The 17,105-nt window shown below is 70.5% G+C and carries 16 protein-coding genes and 1 pseudogene; 8 read left to right on the top strand and 9 right to left on the bottom strand.

Features of this window, described 5'->3' with window-relative positions:
- Positions 1 to 9 precede the first annotated feature (9 nt).
- A complete protein-coding gene (locus tag test1122_RS06020) occupies positions 10 to 414 on the bottom strand; it encodes a nitroreductase/quinone reductase family protein (RefSeq protein WP_232268116.1) in 405 nt (134 codons plus the stop codon).
- Between the two features lie 148 nt (positions 415 to 562).
- Here test1122_RS06020 and cutA point away from each other — a divergent pair, with 148 nt between their 5' ends.
- Both cutA and test1122_RS06010 read left to right on the top strand, forming a co-directional pair.
- Positions 563 to 886, top strand: coding sequence for a divalent-cation tolerance protein CutA (gene cutA / locus test1122_RS06015; protein ID WP_232268115.1), 324 nt, complete (start codon positions 563 to 565; stop codon positions 884 to 886).
- Positions 883 to 1,302 carry a gamma-glutamylcyclotransferase family protein gene (locus test1122_RS06010; protein WP_232268114.1) on the top strand — a complete coding sequence of 140 codons (420 nt, stop codon included), beginning with the start codon at positions 883 to 885 and terminating at the stop codon, positions 1,300 to 1,302. Before cutA ends, test1122_RS06010 begins: the two co-directional genes overlap by 4 nt.
- Positions 1,303 to 1,312: 10 nt before the next feature.
- Here test1122_RS06010 and test1122_RS06005 read toward each other — a convergent pair whose 3' ends face one another.
- Positions 1,313 to 1,966, bottom strand: coding sequence for a DUF1326 domain-containing protein (locus tag test1122_RS06005; RefSeq protein WP_232268113.1), 654 nt, complete (start codon positions 1,964 to 1,966; stop codon positions 1,313 to 1,315).
- A 121-nt stretch (positions 1,967 to 2,087) separates the two neighbouring features.
- On the opposite strand from test1122_RS06005, the gene test1122_RS06000 reads away from it, so the two are divergent.
- Positions 2,088 to 2,891 carry a DUF2182 domain-containing protein gene (locus test1122_RS06000; protein WP_232268112.1) on the top strand — a complete coding sequence of 268 codons (804 nt, stop codon included), beginning with the start codon at positions 2,088 to 2,090 and terminating at the stop codon, positions 2,889 to 2,891.
- Positions 2,892 to 3,167: 276 nt separating this feature from the next.
- Here the strand turns inward: test1122_RS06000 and test1122_RS05995 are convergent, their stop codons facing one another.
- Positions 3,168 to 3,362 carry a DUF397 domain-containing protein gene (locus test1122_RS05995; protein ID WP_232268111.1) on the bottom strand — a complete coding sequence of 65 codons (195 nt, stop codon included), beginning with the start codon at positions 3,360 to 3,362 and terminating at the stop codon, positions 3,168 to 3,170.
- Between the two features lie 3 nt (positions 3,363 to 3,365).
- A complete protein-coding gene (locus test1122_RS05990) occupies positions 3,366 to 3,632 on the bottom strand; it encodes a Scr1 family TA system antitoxin-like transcriptional regulator (protein ID WP_232268110.1) in 267 nt (88 codons plus the stop codon).
- Between the two features lie 85 nt (positions 3,633 to 3,717).
- Between test1122_RS05990 and test1122_RS05985 the strand changes: the two genes are divergently transcribed.
- Positions 3,718 to 4,194, top strand: a complete 477-nt coding sequence (locus tag test1122_RS05985) for an archease (protein WP_232268109.1) — start codon at positions 3,718 to 3,720, stop codon at positions 4,192 to 4,194.
- 15 nt (positions 4,195 to 4,209) lie between these two features.
- On the opposite strand, the gene test1122_RS05980 is transcribed toward test1122_RS05985, so the two are convergent.
- The gene (locus tag test1122_RS05980; protein ID WP_277879798.1) at positions 4,210 to 5,637 is read right to left on the bottom strand and encodes an RtcB family protein; all 1,428 of its coding nucleotides are present in this window, start codon (positions 5,635 to 5,637) and stop codon (positions 4,210 to 4,212) included.
- Between the two features lie 242 nt (positions 5,638 to 5,879).
- Between test1122_RS05980 and test1122_RS05975 the strand changes: the two genes are divergently transcribed.
- Entirely contained in the window at positions 5,880 to 7,826 is a 1,947-nt protein-coding gene (locus test1122_RS05975; protein ID WP_232268108.1) for an AMP-dependent synthetase/ligase, read from the top strand.
- Positions 7,827 to 7,846: 20 nt separating this feature from the next.
- Here test1122_RS05975 and test1122_RS05970 read toward each other — a convergent pair whose 3' ends face one another.
- Positions 7,847 to 10,006 (bottom strand): molybdopterin oxidoreductase family protein, encoded by a 2,160-nt coding sequence (locus tag test1122_RS05970; RefSeq protein WP_277879797.1) that lies wholly within the window; start codon positions 10,004 to 10,006, stop codon positions 7,847 to 7,849.
- 160 nt (positions 10,007 to 10,166) lie between these two features.
- Here test1122_RS05970 and test1122_RS05965 point away from each other — a divergent pair.
- Positions 10,167 to 11,030 (top strand): annotated as a pseudogene (locus tag test1122_RS05965) (sirohydrochlorin chelatase); the annotation flags it as partial.
- Here test1122_RS05965 and test1122_RS05960 read toward each other — a convergent pair.
- Complete coding sequence (locus tag test1122_RS05960) at positions 10,976 to 12,094, bottom strand: adenosine deaminase (protein ID WP_338423515.1); 1,119 nt, start codon at positions 12,092 to 12,094, stop codon at positions 10,976 to 10,978. The pseudogene test1122_RS05965 and the gene test1122_RS05960 overlap by 55 nt on opposite strands.
- A 19-nt stretch (positions 12,095 to 12,113) precedes the next feature.
- A complete protein-coding gene (locus tag test1122_RS05955; protein WP_232268107.1) occupies positions 12,114 to 12,863 on the bottom strand; it encodes a GntR family transcriptional regulator in 750 nt (249 codons plus the stop codon).
- A 261-nt stretch (positions 12,864 to 13,124) separates the two neighbouring features.
- Here test1122_RS05955 and test1122_RS05950 point away from each other — a divergent pair, with 261 nt between their 5' ends.
- Positions 13,125 to 14,588 (top strand): MFS transporter, encoded by a 1,464-nt coding sequence (locus test1122_RS05950; protein WP_232268106.1) that lies wholly within the window; start codon positions 13,125 to 13,127, stop codon positions 14,586 to 14,588.
- 86 nt (positions 14,589 to 14,674) lie between these two features.
- On the top strand, positions 14,675 to 15,946 hold the full coding sequence (locus test1122_RS05945; protein ID WP_232268105.1) for a deoxyguanosinetriphosphate triphosphohydrolase: 1,272 nt from the start codon (positions 14,675 to 14,677) through the stop codon (positions 15,944 to 15,946).
- On the opposite strand, the gene test1122_RS05940 is transcribed toward test1122_RS05945, so the two are convergent.
- Positions 15,921 to 16,961, bottom strand: a complete 1,041-nt coding sequence (locus test1122_RS05940; protein ID WP_232268104.1) for an ArsR/SmtB family transcription factor — start codon at positions 16,959 to 16,961, stop codon at positions 15,921 to 15,923. The two genes, test1122_RS05945 and test1122_RS05940, sit on opposite strands and share 26 nt — an antisense overlap.
- Positions 16,962 to 17,105: the final 144 nt, after the last annotated feature.

Here is a 17,105-nt window from a genome sequence, read left to right as displayed (position 1 = left end):
ATGCCCCGTTCAGCTGTGGCGCCGCAGCTCCACCAGCGGGATCACCCGGTTAGTCCGTGCCTGGTGCTCGGCGAGGAACGGCCACTTCGCCACGGCCTCCAGGAAGAGCGCCGCATACTCCGCCCCCTGCGGCACGGAGGCCGTGGCCTCGAAGGTCTGGCCGCCCAGCTCGACCGTCACCTCGGGGCTGGCGACCACATTGCGGTACCAGTCGGGGTGCCGGGGTGCGCCCATGAAGGAGGCGACGACAAACAGCCTGCCCGCACCGCCCAGCTCCAGATAGCCCAGCGGGTTTGTCCGGCGTTTTCCGGTCTTCGCTCCTGTGTGGGTGAGTAAGAGCAGACCGTCCGCGTTGAAGGGAAGGTCATCGCCGAGGGATCCCCGGCCCTGCTGGGCCCGGAACCGTTCGGTCACTTGACGGTTGAATGCGATAGCTTCATCCCGGTTCATACGCTGAGACTAGAACGCAACACCCGGTGTTCGCTCGCCAGTTGGAAGCCCACACGGCTTCCCGCGCCGTCCCGTAACGCCTTCCTCGTGGCTGGCTGGCTACGGTTGCTCCATGACCGCTGAGATCCTGACCGTACTGACGACGACCGACAGCGCCGCCAAGGCGGAGTCGCTGGCCCGTGGGGCGGTGGCGGCGAGGCTGGCGGCCTGTGCGCAGATCAATGGTCCGGTGACCTCCGTATACCGCTGGGAGGGCGCCGTGCAGACAGACCCGGAGTGGCAGGTGCTCTTCAAGACGGCCGCCGGGCGGTACACGGCGCTGGCGGCGTATATCCGGCAGGCGCACGACTATGACGTCCCGGAGATCATCGCGACACCGGTCACCGAGGGCGGTGCGGACTATCTGGCCTGGGTGGCGGAGGAGACGGCCGGATGACCGAACAGCTGCCGGTCTTCGTCTACGGGACGCTGCGACCCGGTGGGTCCAACTACGCCTGGGCGCTGCGCGGCCGCACGGCGTGCGAGGAGCCCGCCCGGATGCGGGGGCTGGCGCTCTACGAGGGGCCGGGATACCCGTACGCGGTCGCCCCGGCGGAGGGTGAGGTGCATGGCGAGCTGGTCCTCCCGGCTCCGGCCCGCTACGCGGAGGTGCTGCGCGTACTGGACCGGCTGGAGGGGTACGCGCCCGGCGCCCCCGACAATCTCTATGAGCGGGTGACGGCGGAGGCGGTACGGCCCGACGGCAGCACCGTCCGGGCCTGGGTCTACCTCGCCGCCGCCCCGCTGGCCGATAAGCTCCGCGCCGCCGGCACCATGATCGCGGGCGGTGACTGGGCCGACCGGGTGAGATGAGGGGTGAGGGTCAGTCCGGCCCCGTCCAGTCGAAGGGGATGTGCTTGCTGGACTGCCCCTGGCGGTCCCACAGGAACTCGAAGGCGTCCACCCGGTCGGCTGTGGAGCGGCCCCAGGTGGCGATCTGGCCCGGCCCGGTCTCGGACCCCGGCAGATTGGTGGTCTGCACCCGGGCGCCCTCTGGGGTGGTCGGCCCGGTCAGCGCCTCCGCCGCGGCCGTCACCCGGCCGGGAACGGTTGCCTTCCAGGAGCCCAGCTCCTCATCGATCTGCACATCGATGGGAGCGACAGCCATGCCCCGCATCTCGGGGTTGAGCATCGTGACCAGCTCGGCCGGCCAGCCGCCCGCCTCGCCGCCGAAGATCTTGTGCAGGGCTTCGCGCTGCTTGTCGTCCGCGCGCTCATCGAGGAACGCCGCCCCGTACGCGTCCGAGTGCTCCGCCCACACGTTGCCCACGAAGGAGCTGACCATCAGGACATTGAGGCCGTCCAGCCGGGTGTCGCCGTAGTTCCCGCTCCGGATGTGCCAGGCCAGCACTCCGTCGCACTCGCCGAAGGTGGGTGGCTGAGCGAAGGAGCACGGGCAGGGAACATTGCACCTGCAGGTATCGAACCAGTCCCCGGTGATATGCCACTTGGGGATGTTCGCTGCTGTTTCTGCCATGATCAGGTCTCCCCTCGTCAGCGTTTCCCCATTTCCCATGCTCCCCCCGCCGCCGTGGCCAGGTCCAGGTTATTCGCACCAGTAACATGCGCTATGTCCCTGTCTGTGCTGACCTGGACACGTGGGCGAGAGCCGGTCCGCCGCCGCTTCGGAGCCCCCGCACCGGGGGAGTCTCCTGCCGGCGCGGGAGCTGGGTGTCGCCTGGTCGCTGCTGGCCGTGATCGCCGCCCTCGCCTGGCTGCTCACCATCTGGCAGGCCCATGGCCGGATGGCCGGGCACGGCGCCGTGGTCATGAGCCTGCCGCTGTTCGTACTGCTGTGGGTCGTCATGATGGCCGCGATGATGTTGCCGTCCGTGGCACCCGTGGCGATCACCTGGGCGCGGGGAATCCGCCGCCAGTCGGGCGGCCTCGAACGCGCTGCCCGGACCGCCGAGTTCACGGCCGGATATCTGCTCGCCTGGACGGCCTTCGGCCTGGGTGTATACGGACTTCTGGCCGCGACCGGCGAGTTGGTGCGTGGCCACCCTGGCGCCGGCCGCTGGATCGGGTCTGGTGCCTTCGCGCTCGCCGGGCTCTATCAGCTCAGCCCGTTCAAGACCGTCTGTCTGCGTCATTGCCGCAGCCCCATGGGCCAGTTGCTGTACTACGCGCGCTTCCGCCGATGGGCCCGCGACTTCCGGGTCGGCGCCCACCACGGGCTCTACTGCGTCGGCTGCTGCTGGGGCCTGATGATCGTCCTCATCCCCCTGGGGGTCATGAACATCGCGGCGATGGCAGCGGTGGCGGCGGCCATCTTCGCGGAGAAGCTGTGGCGGCTGGGCGCGGTCTTCTCCACGGTGGTCGGCCTGGCCTTCCTGACCCTTGCGGTGCTGACGTTCTCCCAGAGCTGGCTGCTGCCCGGCCTGGCGCACGCCGGCTCGTAAGGTACGGCTGGTTCCACCCTGTCGGGAACCAGCCGTTGCGCTTTACTACGGCGGAAAGGGGACCCATCTTTGCGGGCCCGGCTGCGTGATTCCTCCGAGCTTCGGTCGTTGCGCTGTGCGGCCGAGAGACCGCTGAGGTCACACCTCAGGGCGTAGATCCGGCGCGGAGCGGGATTCCGGCCAACCCGTAGACGCGGAGTGAGCGTCGACGCGGACCCCGTGGGGGAGGGGGCTGTCCCTGGGGTGCGGCCCGGCCGTCCGTTGTAGGTCGGCGGTTCAGGGTGCGTCCGGCGCGTCACCCCTGAGCGCTGCCTGGAGGGCCAGCCAGGTGCGTGGTCGGAAGTGGAGGGTTGGCCCATCGGGCCGCTTGGAGTCGCGTATGGCGATGGTGTCGGGGTGGTTGGTCGCTACCTCGACGCACTCGCGTTCCGGGTTGCTGTAGCTCGACTTGCGGAATTCAAACTCGGACATGTCTCACAGTTCGTTGCCGATGCTGGTAATGAAGGCCAGAGATTCGCTCTCGGTGAGCGCGTGCGAGCCGATCATCTCGAACAGTTCGGCGTGCTGGGTAGCCTCTTTTCCGCCTTCCGTCCACAAGCCGGAGAAGGGGAGGTCCATGTACACGACGTCCATGGCGCCGGGTTCGGCAAAGGAGAGGATGTTGAAGGTGCAGTCCAGGCCACTGAGCGCGCCTGCTGCGAAGGGGAGTACCCGGATCGTGACATGTTGCTTCCGTGCCATGGCCGCGGTAAGACGGTGTGGTGCGAGCTGGATCTGAGGGACGCGCGGGCGGCGGGACCGGTGGGGCGTGTTTAGACTCGCAGATATGGCGGGCCCGGCGATGAGGTCGATGCGCGGACACCGCGCGGTGCCGCACACCGCGGATGTCCGGCTGGAGGCATGGGCGCCGACGCGGGATGAGTGCGTCGCGGAGGCGGTGCTCGGCCTGGTGGAATCGTTCGCTGACGTCTCCCGGACGCGCCCCGAACGGGTCGTGACGGTTTCCGTGCCGGAAGGACCGGCGGAGGACATGCTGCTGGCGGTCCTCGATGAGGTGATCTACCGGCTGGATGTGCACGGTGATGTGCCCATTGACGTCGAGGCCGTCGACGTCAATGGAGCGGGCGGCGAGGACGAGGACGAGGACGCGGCTGATGGCGGCGGCCTCGATCTGCGGCTCGCCGTCGCGGGGACGGAGGCCGTCGAGGCCGTCGGCGCGGCGCCCAAGGCGGTGTCACTGCATGGGCTCCACTTCGGCACCGACACCGTGCGGTGGTCGTGCTCGGTGACGGTGGACGTCTGACCCGCCAGGGGATTCCTATCCCTTGATCACACCGAGTGGCGTCAGCCGGGCGACCTTCCGGCACAGGCCCGCGGCCTCGCTGATCTCCACCACGGCGTCGACGTCCTTGTACGCCTCCGGGGTCTCCTCCGCCAGCCCCTTCCAGGTGTCCGCGCGCACGGCGATGCCTTCTCGCTCGAGCCGCGCGCGCAGACCCTTCCCCGGGGTGGTCTTGACGGCCGCGTGCCGACTGAGCACCCGCCCGGCGCCATGGCAGGTGGAGTAGAAGGCCTGCCCGCCGGGCACCCCCGTGAGCACGTACGACGCCGTGCCCATGGTCCCCGGGATGAGCACGGGCTGGCCGACCGGGCGCAGGTCCGGCGGCAGGTCCGGGTGCCCCGGGGGCAGCGCCCGGGTGGCCCCCTTGCGGTGTACGCAGAGCCGCCGTGTGGCGCCGTCGACGGTGTGGGACTCCACCTTGGCGAGGTTGTGGGACACGTCGTAGACCAGACCGAGGCCCGCACCGGTCACCCGCTCGAAGACGTGCCGCGCGGCGTCGGCGAGGAGCTGCCGGTTGGCACGGCCGTAATTGGCCGCCGCGGCCATCGCGCCCAGGTAGGCCCGGCCCCCCGGCGAGTCGACGGGGGCGCAGGCCAGTTGCCGGTCGGGCACCTGGATGCCGTAGCGGGGCATGGCCGCCTCCATGGCCCGCACGTGATCGGTGCAGATCTGGTGGCCGAGCCCGCGCGAGCCACAGTGGATCATTACGCAGACCTGGCCCTTCCGCAGACCGAACGCCTCGGCGGCCGTCTCGTCGTACACCTCGGCGACCTGCTGGACCTCCAGGAAGTGGTTGCCGCCGCCCAGGCTGCCCACCTGGCCCAGTCCGCGCTCCAGCGCCCGCTCGCTGACCTGCTGCGCGTCCGCGTCGGCGACGGCGCCGTAGTCCTCGCACCGGGACAGATCGCGGGGCTCGCCGTGTCCCTGGTCCACCGCGTACTGCGAGCCGCCGGCCAGCACCTTCTTCAGCTGGGCCGACCCGCTGAGATGCCATACCGCGCCACGGCGCATGCCCCGCGGGGTCGTCCGGGCCAGGTCGTCCATCAGCCGGTCGAGCACGCGCGCCAGGCTGGGCGCGTCAAGGCCGGCGGCCAGCAGCCGCACCCCGCAGGAGATGTCGAAGCCGACACCGCCGGGCGAGACCACCCCGCCCTTCTCGATATCGGTTGCGGCCACTCCGCCGATCGGGAAGCCGTAGCCCCAGTGCACATCCGGCATCGCGTACGAGGCGGTGACGATGCCGGGAAGCGCGGCGACATTGACGACCTGCTGCAGTGCCTCGCCGCCGCCCTTCTCCGGGAGCAGGTCGCGGGAGGCGAACACGACGCCGGGTACCCGCATGGGGCCATGGCGGTCGATACGGAAGCGGTAGAGCTCTTCCTGGATGATGTCGATGGTGTCCATACGGCACCGACCCCTTCGCAAGGGCGTCCACACATCCAGCATGGGCCGCCCGCGCGAGTGCTGTCGACTGGATGCGGCGCCGTACCGCCGTCAAGATGGCATGGTGGGAGTCCGGTGAAGGAAGTGTTCGACCTCTGGCCAAGGCGTCGTATTCAAGCCAGCCTACGGAACCCCGGCAGTGCTGTACCGCCCACGCGTTGCTGGAACGAACCGCTCTCTATGAAAGTCTGCTGGTAGAACGCATGGCCGAAAGGCGAGCCCCGTCCGTCCCCGCCGTCCGCACCCCGCCCGGCGTTCCGCTCCCCGACGCCCCGGTTCCCGACCTCGTCGAGCCCGCCCTGCGGGTCATCGGGGGCTCGGTGCGGGAAGTCTTCTCACCACCGCTCGCGCCGCCCGTCGACCACGGGTCGCTTGCCGACATCCCGTTCGACAACGCCGCCGCGGCGCCGGGGGACGCCGTGTTCGCACGTAAGCAGCCCGACGGCAGCTGGCGTGAGGTGAGCTGTGCCGAGTTCGCCGAGGAGGTCCTGGCCACCGCGCGGGGGCTGATCGCCAGTGGTCTGCGCCCGGGTGAGCGGCTCGGCATCATGGCGCGTACGACCTATGAGTGGACGCTGCTCGACTTCGCGGGCTGGGCTGCCGGACTGATCACCGTACCCATCTATCCGACCAGCTCCGCCCACCAGGCCCGCTGGATACTCCAGGACGCCGGTGTCTCCGCAGTCGTGGTGGAGAACGTCGAGGGCGCCCGGCTGGTCAGCGGCCTCCGGGGCGGACTCCCGGGTCTGGCCCACATCTGGCAGCTGGACAACGGGGCCATCGCCCAGCTCATCGACGCGGGCCGGGAGATACCCGACAGCTGGGTGACCGAGCGCCGGTCCGCCCTCACCCCGCACGCTGTGGCCACGGTCATCTACACCTCGGGCACAACGGGTTCTCCCAAGGGCTGTCTCATCACCCATGGCAACTTCTTCGCCGAGGTCGACAACGCCATCGAGCTGTTGTACCCGATCTTCAAGGCGGTCAGTTCGGAGCCCGCCTCCACCTTGCTGTTCCTGCCGATGTCCCATGTCTTCGGCCGGATGGTGGCGGTCGGCTGTCAGCGGGCGCGGGTCAAGGTCGGGCACGCCCCGAGCATCGAGACGCAGGAGCTGCTCTCCGACCTTGCGAGCTTCCGGCCGACGTTCCTGCTGGCCATCCCGTATGTGCTGGAGAAGGTCTACAACACCGCGCGGGCCACGGCCGAGTCCATGCGGCGCGGCGCGTCCTTCGACCGCGCTGCCTGGATCGCCACCCGGTGGGGCGAGAACTGGACCGACGCCCGGGGTGGCAATGGCAAGGGGCCGGGGATCGCGGTCCGGGCGGCGCGCGGGCTGTACGACCCGCTGGTGTACCGCCGTATCCGCTCCGCGCTCGGCGGCAGGGTGCGGTACATGATCTGTGGCGGTTCCCAGCTGGGCAAGCGGCTCGGTGCCTTCTACGCCGGGGCGGGGATCGAGGTCTTCGAGGGGTACGGGCTGACGGAGTCCACGGCGGCCGCCACCGTCACCTCGCCGCTCCGGCCGAAGCTGGGCACGGTCGGCTGGCCGATGCCCGGGACGGCGGTACGGATCGCCGAGGACGGGGAGATCCTGCTGAAGGGCCGTCATATCTTCGGCGGCTACTGGGACGGGCAGCGGCAGGTCACCGTCCCCCATACGGATGCCGACGGGTGGCTGCCCACCGGCGACATCGGCTCCCTGGACGCCGAGGGGTACCTGACGATCAGCGGGCGGAAGAAGGATCTGATCGTCACGTCCCAGGGCAAGAACCTCGCCCCGGCCCCGCTGGAGGACTGGCTGCGCGCCCACCCGCTGGTCAGCCAGGCCCTGGTGATCGGCGACAACCGCCCGTACATCACGGCCCTGATCACGCTGGAGCCGGACGGTCTCGCGCATTGGTGCCGGATGCACAAAAAGGAGGGTGTCCCGGTCGAGGAGCTGGTGCACGATGGGGATCTCCGGCACAACCTGCAGCAGGCGGTGAGCGGGGCGAACACGCTGGTATCGCGGGCGGAGTCCATCCGTCGGTTCGTGATACTGCCGGTGGACTTTACGGAGGCTTCCGGGCATCTGACGCCGTCGATGAAGCTGAAGCGGGAGGCGATCACGCAGGACTTCGCGGCGGAGATCGACGCGCTGTACAGGTGAGTCAGGGATCAGCCGCTCGGTCAGGAGCCAGCCGCCAACTCCACCCTTACGGCACAGATCTTGAACTCCGGCATCCGCGACGTCGGGTCCAGGGCCGGGTTGGTGAGGGTGTTGGCGCGGCCTTCGCCATACCAGTGGAAGGGCATGAACACCGTGTCCGGGCGGATGTCGCGGGAGATACGGGCCGGTGCCACGGCACGGCCACGGCGGGAGGTCACCGCCACCGGGTCGCCCTCGGATACGCCGTGCCGTTCCGCGAGCTGGGGATGGAGCTGGACGAAGGAGCCGGGGGCGGCGGAGTTGAGTTCGTCCACGCGGCGGGTCTGGGCGCCGGACTGGTACTGGGCCAGGACCCGGCCGGTGGTCAGGAAGACGGGGTAGTCCTCGTCGGGTTCCTCGGCCGCCGGGCGGTGGGTGACCGGGACGAAGCGGGCCCGGCCGTCGGGGGTGGCGAAGCGGTCCAGGAAGAGCCGGGGGGTGCCGGGGTGCGGCTCGGAGGGCTCAGGGGACTCGGGGGTTTCGGGGCAGGGCCAGAAGACGCCGTCCTCTTCGGCGATACGGCGGTAGGTGATGCCCGAGTAGTCGGCCTTCCCGCCCGCTGAGGCGCGGCGCAGCTCGGCGAAGACCTCTTCCGGGTCGGTGGGGAAGCCCTTCTCCCAGCCCAGGCGGGAAGCGAGCGCGTTCATGACCTGGAGGTCGGTGAGCGTGCCCGCCGGTGGGTCGAGCGCCTTACGGCGCAGCAGGACCCTGCCCTCCAGGTTGGTCATGGTGCCGGTCTCCTCCGCCCACTGGGTGACGGGGAGGACGACATCGGCCAGGGCGGCGGTCTCGGAGAGGACTACGTCGCACACCGCCAGGAAGTCCAGGGAACGGATGCGGTCCTCGACATGGGCGGCGCGGGGAGCGGACACCACGGGGTTGGAGCCCAGCAGGAGCAGGGACTTGACGTCCTGGCCCAGGGCGTCGAGGAGTTCATAGGCGCTGCGGCCCGGGCCCGGCAGCGTATCGGGGTCTACGCCCCACACCTCGGCGACATGGGCGCGCGCCGCCGGGTCGTTGAGCATCCGGTAGCCGGGGAGCTGGTCGGCCTTCTGGCCGTGCTCCCGGCCGCCTTGGCCATTGCCCTGTCCGGTGAGGCAGCCGTAGCCGGACAGCGGGCGGCCCGCGCGTCCCGTGGCCAGCGTGAGGTTGATCCAGGCGCCCACCGTGTCCGTGCCCTTGGCCTGCTGCTCGGGGCCGCGTGCGGTGAGCACCATGGCGGACTCGGCGTCGCAGAAGTGCGCCACGGTTTCCCGTAGCTGGGGCAGCGGCACGCCGGTGATCCGCTCGACCAACTCCGGCCAGTGCGCCATCGCGGCGGCCCGGGCCTCGGGCCAGCCGGTGGTGCGCTCGGCGATATACGCCTCGTCGGTGCGGCCCTCGGCGACGACGAGGTGGAGCAGGCCCAGCGCCAGGGCCAGATCCGTACCCGGCCGGGGAGCGAGGTGCAGGTCGGCCTGCTCGGCGGTGCGGGTGCGGCGCGGGTCGATAACGATCAGCTTGCCGCCGTTCTCCTTCAGCTCGGTGAAGTAGCGCAGCGCGGGCGGCATGGTCTCGGCGAGATTGGAGCCGACGAGGATCACACAGCCGGTCCTGGCGATGTCCTCAAGTGGGAAGGGCAGCCCCCGGTCCAGGCCGAAGGCCTTGTTGCCCGCCGCCGCGGCCGAGGACATACAGAAGCGGCCGTTGTAGTCGATCTGGGAGGTGCCCAGCACCAGGCGGGCGAATTTGCCCAGGAGGTACGCCTTCTCATTGGTGAGGCCGCCGCCGCCGAAGACCCCGACACCGTCCGGCCCGTATACCTCGCGGGTACGGGCCAGCCCCGTGGCGATCCGGTCCAGCGCCTCCTCCCAGGTGGCCGGCTCAAGCGGCCCGGTGGCGTGGCGCCGGACCAGGGGCTCGGTCAGCCGGACCCGGGAGGAGAGTACGGCGGGCGCGGTACGGCCCTTGCCGCACAGCGCGCCCCGGTTCACCGGGAACGCGGTGCGCTCCGTCACCGCTACGCCGTCCGGCACCCGCCGCAGGCCCATGCCGCACTGCAGCGCGCAGTACGGGCAGTGGGTGTCCACCGCCTCCGCGGTGTCAGGGGTGTCAGCGGTGTCCGGCGTTTCCGGGTTGGTGGTGGCAGGCTGCGCGCTCATAAGGGCCAGGGTGAGTCACCCGTGTTACGGCTGGCGCCGTCTGGTGTTACGAGGTGGACAATCGGCCCTCAGCGCGGAAGCCACCAGGTGGTGAGCCGGTGGCAATCAGATGTGACGTCTGTGCAATGGGGCGGCAACCCCGGCTGTGCAGACTCGGTTCATGACGGCGCCGATCCCCTCAAGCTCATCGGCCTCCCCGGACACCGGCCCCGACCCCACCGGCCCCGACACTACGGCGCAGCTCATGAACCGATTCACCGCTCAGCTCAGCCGCCAGCTCAGCACGGTCCGGCCACCGGCCCGACCGGCGCCCACCCTGATCGCGGTCGCCCATGGCTCCCGCGAGCCGCGAGCCCTGCGTACGGTCAATGAGCTGCTGGCGCACGTCCGCTCCCTGCGCCCCGGTCTACGGGTGGAGCTGGGCCATATCGAGTTGAATGAGCCGCTGCTCAGCGACACCCTCGCCGCCCACCAGCCCGGTGAGGTGGTGCTCGTGCCGCTGCTCTTCGGCCGTGGCTATCACGTGCGGCACGACATCCCCGAGGCGGCGGCCTCAGCCCCGCATCTCAGCTGCCGGATCGCCGCACCGCTCGGGCCTCATCCGCTGCTCGCCGACGCGCTGTACGACCGGCTCACCGAGACCGGTATGGGCGGCCCCGACGGTGTCGTACTGGCCGCCGCGGGCTCCCGCGACCCCCGCTCGGCCGCCGACGCCGAACGTACGGCCGCACTGCTCTCCCGGCGACTGGGCGGGGTGCCAGTGCTGCCCGGCTACGCTTCGGCGGCGGCCCCCACCGTTCCCGAGGCGGTGGCCGCGCTCCGGGCACGCGGGCGTGAGCGGATCGCGCTGGCCAGCTACTTCACCGCGCCGGGGTACTTCTCGGCGCGGTGCGCCGGAGCCGTGCCGGGGGTGCCCGCCGCGGAGCCGCTGGGTGCCCACCCGGCGCTGGCCCGACTGGTGCTGCGCCGCTACGACGAGACGCGGAGCGCTGCGTATCCGGGCCGTACGACCTCGGCGATCAGCCGCTCGCGGTCCGGCAGCGGCAGGAAGGCCGACTCGATGGCGTTGAGCGTGAACTCCTCCAGCACCTGAGGGCCATAGCCGAAGGCGTCCACCAGACGCTGGAACTCCACACTCATGCTGGTGCCGCTCATCAGCCGGTTGTCGGTGTTGAGGGTGATCCGGAAGCCCAGACCGCGCAGCAGATCGATCGGGTGCTCGCGGTGGGTGGCGGCGATACCGGTCTGGAGGTTGGAGGTCGGGCAGACCTCCAGCGGGATCCGGTTGTCGCGTACGTACGAGGCCAGCCGGCCCAGCTCGGCGGTGCCGTCCGCACGGACCGTGATGTCGTCGGTGATCCGCACCCCGTGGCCCAGCCGCTCGGTGCCGCACACCTGGAGCGCCTCGTGGATGGACTCCGCGCCGACGGCCTCACCCGCGTGAATGGTGTAGTGGCAGCTCTCCCGCCTGAGGTGCTGGAAGGCGTCCAGGTGGCGGCCGGGCGGGTTGCCGATCTCACCACCGGCGATGTCAAAGCCGACGACCCCGCGGTCCCGGTAGGCGACGGTCAGCCCGGCGATCTCCCGGGAGCGGTCGGTGTGCCGCATGCCGGTCAGCAGGGTGCCGATCCGGATGGGGGAGCCCGCCGACAGCGCGCGCCGCTCGCCCTCCCGGAAGCCGTCCTGTACGGCCTCGATGACCTGCTCCAGGGTGAGCCCGCGCCCCTGGTGCTGCTCGGGGGCGTACCGCACCTCGGCGTAGACGATGCCGTCGGCGGCCAGATCCTCGGCGCACTCGGTGGCGACCCGGTGCAGCGCCTCCCGGGTCTGCATCACGGCGCAGGTGTGCGCGAAGGTCTCCAGATAGCGGTCGAGCGAGCCGGAGTCGGCGGCTTCCCGGAACCAGACGCCGAGCTTTTCCGGCTCCTCGGTGGGCAGGCCCACGTAGCCGCAGTCCTGGGCGAGTTCGATGACGGTGGCCGGGCGCAGCCCGCCGTCGAGGTGGTCATGGAGCAGGGCCTTGGGCGCCCGGCGTATCCACTCGGCGGCCGTGGCAGCCGCCTCAGCAGGGTTGTCAGACAAGTTCATGCCCGTGGAGTGTACGGCGTCAGCGTGCCTGCAGGACCGGCAGCCCGGGCGCGCCGGTGGGGAGCAGGTATTTGGCGGCCAGCAGCGGGGTGCTCTCCAGCCGTACGGTCTGGGTGATCAGCACCACCGGGGTGTCGGCGGGACGGCCCAGCTGCTCTCCCCGGTGCTGTCCGAGCAGGGTGGCGCTCACCATGCTCGTACCGGTGAGCGCCACGGTCCGCGACAGCCCGGTCAGTACGTCCAGCATGGTCCGGGCCGGGGTCTCCGGTTCGGCGCGCAGCGCCTCGCCGAACGCCGGATGCAGCTGGTCCACCACGTCCTGCGGGGCCGCCCACTCCTGGCCGAGCGCGCACGGTACCCCCTCGTTCAGCAGCAGTGACTCCCAGAAGCGAAGCTCGGAGCGGGCGGGGGCGAGCAGATACTGGGTGGTGAAGTCGGTCGGCTCCTCGATGACGTGTACCAGGGACCGCACCCGCAGCGGCGGGCCACCGGCCGCCAGCAGCCGCTCCATGGGCTGCAGCTGCTCGAAGCCGCGCCGGGGCGGCTGGTCGCTGACCGTGCGGCCGACGCCGCGCCGCACCGTGATCAGGCCGTCCTCCTGGAGCAGCAGCAGGGCTTCGCGCAGCGCGGGGCGGCTGACGCCGAGTTCGGCGGCGAGCTTGGGCTCGGAGGGAAGTGTCGAGCCGGGCGGATAGGCGCCGTCGTGTATGGCATCGGTGATCCGCTCATACAGCACGACCATCGGCCGCCGTCGCGGATTGACTGCCATAAGGATCTCCCTGCCCACTTGTCAGCGCGGAATAAGCCCCCCGCACGCTAAGGCCCCACCCCGCCCCGGTCAACGGCCCGGGAGATGTTCCCCTATCCCGCCCCCAGGACCGGGGGTCCAGGGGCGGAGCCCCGGTTACGGGAAAGGGGCGGGAGTGGGGAAAATCCCACCCTATTGACGGCACCGCAATCCGTAGCTCAGGCTGTCTCGACACTCGCTTGTCTGACAAGCGGCGAAGATATTCAGGGGCAAGGAGCTCAGATGTCCGTAATGGACGGCCGGACCCGGCCCGGATCGGACCTGGCAGGCCGCTACGGCATGCTGACCGCCATGGTGCTGGCGGTCCTCGGCTACCAGATCAACGCGACCATGCTGAGCCCCGCGCTCCCCGATGTCATTGACCGACTGGGCACCACAACCGCCGCGGCCGGTCTCTCCCAGACGCTCTTCTTCCTGATGGCCGCCATCGGCCAGGTGACCCTTGCCCGGCTCAGCGACGGACTCGGTCGTAAGCCGATGATGATCGTCTGCGCGGTCATCCTCATCATCGGCAATGTGCTGTGCGTCTTCGCGCCCAGCATCGAGATCTTCATCGTCGGACGCGTTCTCCAGGGCGTCTCCGCCGCGATGTTCACGCTGTCCTTTCTGGCGCTCAACCAGCTGCTGACCCCGGCGGGCTTCGGCAAGGCCGCGGGCATCATCACCGCCATCAACGGCGGCCTGGCCGGCATCGACGCCATCGCCGGTGGTCATATCGCCGACACCATCGGGTTCCGCGGCATCTTCGTCGTCAGCACCCTGATCGCCATCGCCGGTCTCATCGGTGTCCACCGCGCGGTCCCCGACATGCCGCCCGCGGCCAGGGACTCCAAGCTGGACAGCCGTGGGGTCATCGCGCTCTCCCTCGGCCTCACCGGTGTCCTCGTCGGCCTCGCCCAGGGCTCGACCTGGGGCTGGACCTCCGGCCTCACCCTCCTCTTCCTGATCGGCGGCCTCGCCGCGATGGTCGCGTTCGTGCTGCTCCAGCGCAGCGGTGCGAACCCGATCATCGATATCGAGGTACTGGCCTCCCGCCGTGCGTGGCCGCTGCTGCTCACCACCGTGTGCACGCTCGGCGGCGCCTTCGGCGCGATCGCGCTGACCATCCCGCTGTTCAGCCAGGACGCCCGGGTCGGCCTCGGGCTGACCGCGCTCGCGGCCGCCGTCCTCTTTCTCACCCCGATTCAGCTCATCGGAGTAATCTCCGCCCCGTACACCGGCCGGATCGGCCCACGGATCGGCTGGCGCCGGATCGTGGTGACCGGCGCGGTCTGCAATGTGGTGATCTTCGCTTTCGCCACTGTCTTCCTGCACTCCACCTGGGTGCTGTTCACCGCGCTGGCCGCGCTCGGCGTCACCTATGGCGGCTTTATGCTCACCGGCCTCAACGGCCTGGCCGTCACCTCCTCGCCGAAGGACAAGCCCGGCTCGCTCTCCGGTCTCAATGGCGCCTGCTTCGGCATCGGAGCCTCCCTCGGTATCGCCATCGCCTCCGCGCTGATCGCCGCGGGCAGCGACAGCCAGGGGGTCACCGAGGCCGGATACACCAACGCGATGTACGCGGCCCTCGCGCTGCTCGTCATCGGCCTGGCGGCCGCCCTGCTGATCGAGAAGCCGGCAGAGCGGGCGGATGACACCGGGGACGCCGGGGACGATGAGCCCCAGCTGGTGCTCACCCACCACTGAGCCCCCGCCGAACCACACCGGGAGCCACACCGGGAGCCACATCGGGCCGCTGAGCCTCAGGGCGGTGCGCCGGTTACGGTCAGGGTATGTACGGCACGTATGACCGCACCGATATCGAACGCTGGGAGCCCGAGCCCGACAAGCGGCCCGGACGCACCGCCTTCCAGCGGGACCGGGCGCGGGTGCTGCACTCCGCCGCGCTGCGTCGGCTCGCCGGCAAGACCCAGGTCGTCACCCCCGGGTCGAGCGCACACGCCTGGGACGCCAGCCCGCGCACCCGGCTCACCCACTCCCTGGAATGCGCCCAGGTCGGCCGGGAGCTGGGCGCCGCACTGGGCTGTGACGCGGATCTGGTCGAGGTCGCCTGCCTCGCCCACGATCTGGGTCACCCGCCCTTCGGGCACAACGGCGAACAGGCCCTCGCCCAGATCGCCGAGTCCTGCGGCGGTTTCGAGGGCAACGCCCAGTCGCTGCGGCTGCTGGCCCGGCTGGAACCCAAGCGCTTCACCGCCGACGGGCGCCCGGTCGGTCTCAACCTCACCCGGGCCACGCTGGACGCCGCCACCAAATACCCATGGCCGCAGGGCGAACACCCCACCGACCCAGCCTCGCCGAAGTTCGGCGTATACACGGACGACATCCCGGTCTTCGACTGGTACCGGGAGGGCGCACCCGTCTATCAGCAGTGCTTCGAGGCACAGGTCATGGACTGGGCGGACGATGTGGCCTACTCGGTGCACGATGTCGAGGACGGGCTGCACGCCGGGTATCTCGACCCCAATATGCTGCTCGCCGACCCCGAGCGGGGCGAGGTCTTCGCCGTAGCCGCCGCCCGCTATGCCCCCGAGGGCACCGAGGAAGCCGCGCTGGCCGCCGCCCTTGACCGGCTTTTGGAGCAGGAGTGGTGGCCGCATGGCTACGACGGCACGGCCCGCGCACAGGCCAGGCTCAAGGACGCCACCAGCCAGCTCATCGGCCGTTTCTGTCTCGCCGCCGAGGGCGCGACCCGGGCGGTGCATGGCGGCGGGCCGCTCACCCGCTATGCCGCCGGTCTTGTGGTGCCCCTGGAGACCCGGCTGGAGTGTGCGGTGCTCAAGGCCGTCGCTGACCGCTATGTGATACAGCGCCCGGACCAGGAGCGGCTCCGTGCCGAACAGCGCGTCGTGCTCGCCGAGTTGGCCCAGGATCTGATCACCCGTGCGCCGGACGGCCTCGATCCGCAGTTCCGGGCGCTCTACGCACAGGCTCCCGACGATGTCGCCCGGGTACGTGCCGTCATCGACCAGATCGCCAGCCTCACCGATGCCTCCGCCCGGTCCCTGCACGCCCGGCTCACCCGGACCGTGGCCATTCATTAGCCGGAATCCGCCCCGCCAGCAGCGCCTTGCCCAGGGGCGTCAGGGTGTGCTGTACGGAGTTGCCGCGCCGCCGGGAGGCGATCAGTCCCGCCTCCCGCAGCACCGTCGTATGGCGGCTGGCCGTTGAGGCCGCCATCCGCAGCGAGCCGGCCAGCTGCGAGGTGGTGAGGGGCCGGTCCAGCAGCTCCAGCAGATGCGCCCGGGTGTTGCCGATCAGCTGCCCGACCGGGGCGCTCGCCAGCTCCTCCTCCTGCCGCCGCGTGGTCCGGGCGAGCCAGCCCGGCGGGGGATCCAGCGGATGCACCAGCACCGGATCCAGGGACTCATCGACGAGCGCGATCGGGGTGTGGACACAGAAGAAAGACGGGATGAGCGTCAAGGGCCGGTCTTTCAGCCGCATGTCCCGCGCTACCGGATACGCCGCCTCCAGCTGCCCGAGCCCCAGCGCGCCGCCCTGCCAGTCGAGCAGCGGCGCATAGCTGCTGAGCAGCGCTTCCGGGCCGCCACTGAGCACGGCCGCCGCCCGCTTCGCCCGGTCCGCCGCGAACCGCTCGCGTACCGCGTCCAGATACGGCTCCACGGCGATCGCGTAATAGCGCCGCAGCGCCTCCGCCAGCCGGGCCAGCGCCACCGGGTCGCCCTCGGCGATCCGCCGCGCTCCCGGCGGCAGCGGCCCCTTTGGGAAGATCATCGAAAGCTCGGCGGTCAGCCGTGACCTGGAGGTGGACATCAGCTGGTCGAGGCCGGTCTCAAGATCCTGGATACCCTGTCCCGGGGTGAGAAAGTCGGGGAAGTAGGAGGCGCAGGGCGCCAGCCGGATCAGCGATTCGACGCTGCGGGTCAGGCCCGCACGGGCGATCCGGGCGCGTACCTCGCGCCGCCACGGGTCGAAGACCAGGGACGCGTCGCGGTTCTGGAGCAGATGCAGGCTCAGCACCGTCTCCCAGAGCGGGTCGGGTCCGGCGGCCAGCCGTAGCCGGTTGAGGTCCTCGGAGGCGAAGTGGATACGCAGCATCTGCCCTCCCCGATGCCATCCCCCGAGCGGTTGCTCACACTGACCCTAGGCAGCCGGACACGGAACGTATCCGTCCGTTTGCGTTGTCCCCGAATTCGGCGCGAAACATTCGCCGGTCGCCCGATCCTGGTTCCTGAGATGGCG

The organism is Streptomyces gobiensis, assembly GCF_021216675.1.
In the GTDB taxonomy this organism is placed as follows: Bacteria; Actinomycetota; Actinomycetes; order Streptomycetales; family Streptomycetaceae; genus Streptomyces; species Streptomyces gobiensis.
This window is presented reverse-complemented; position numbering and strand designations above follow the sequence as displayed.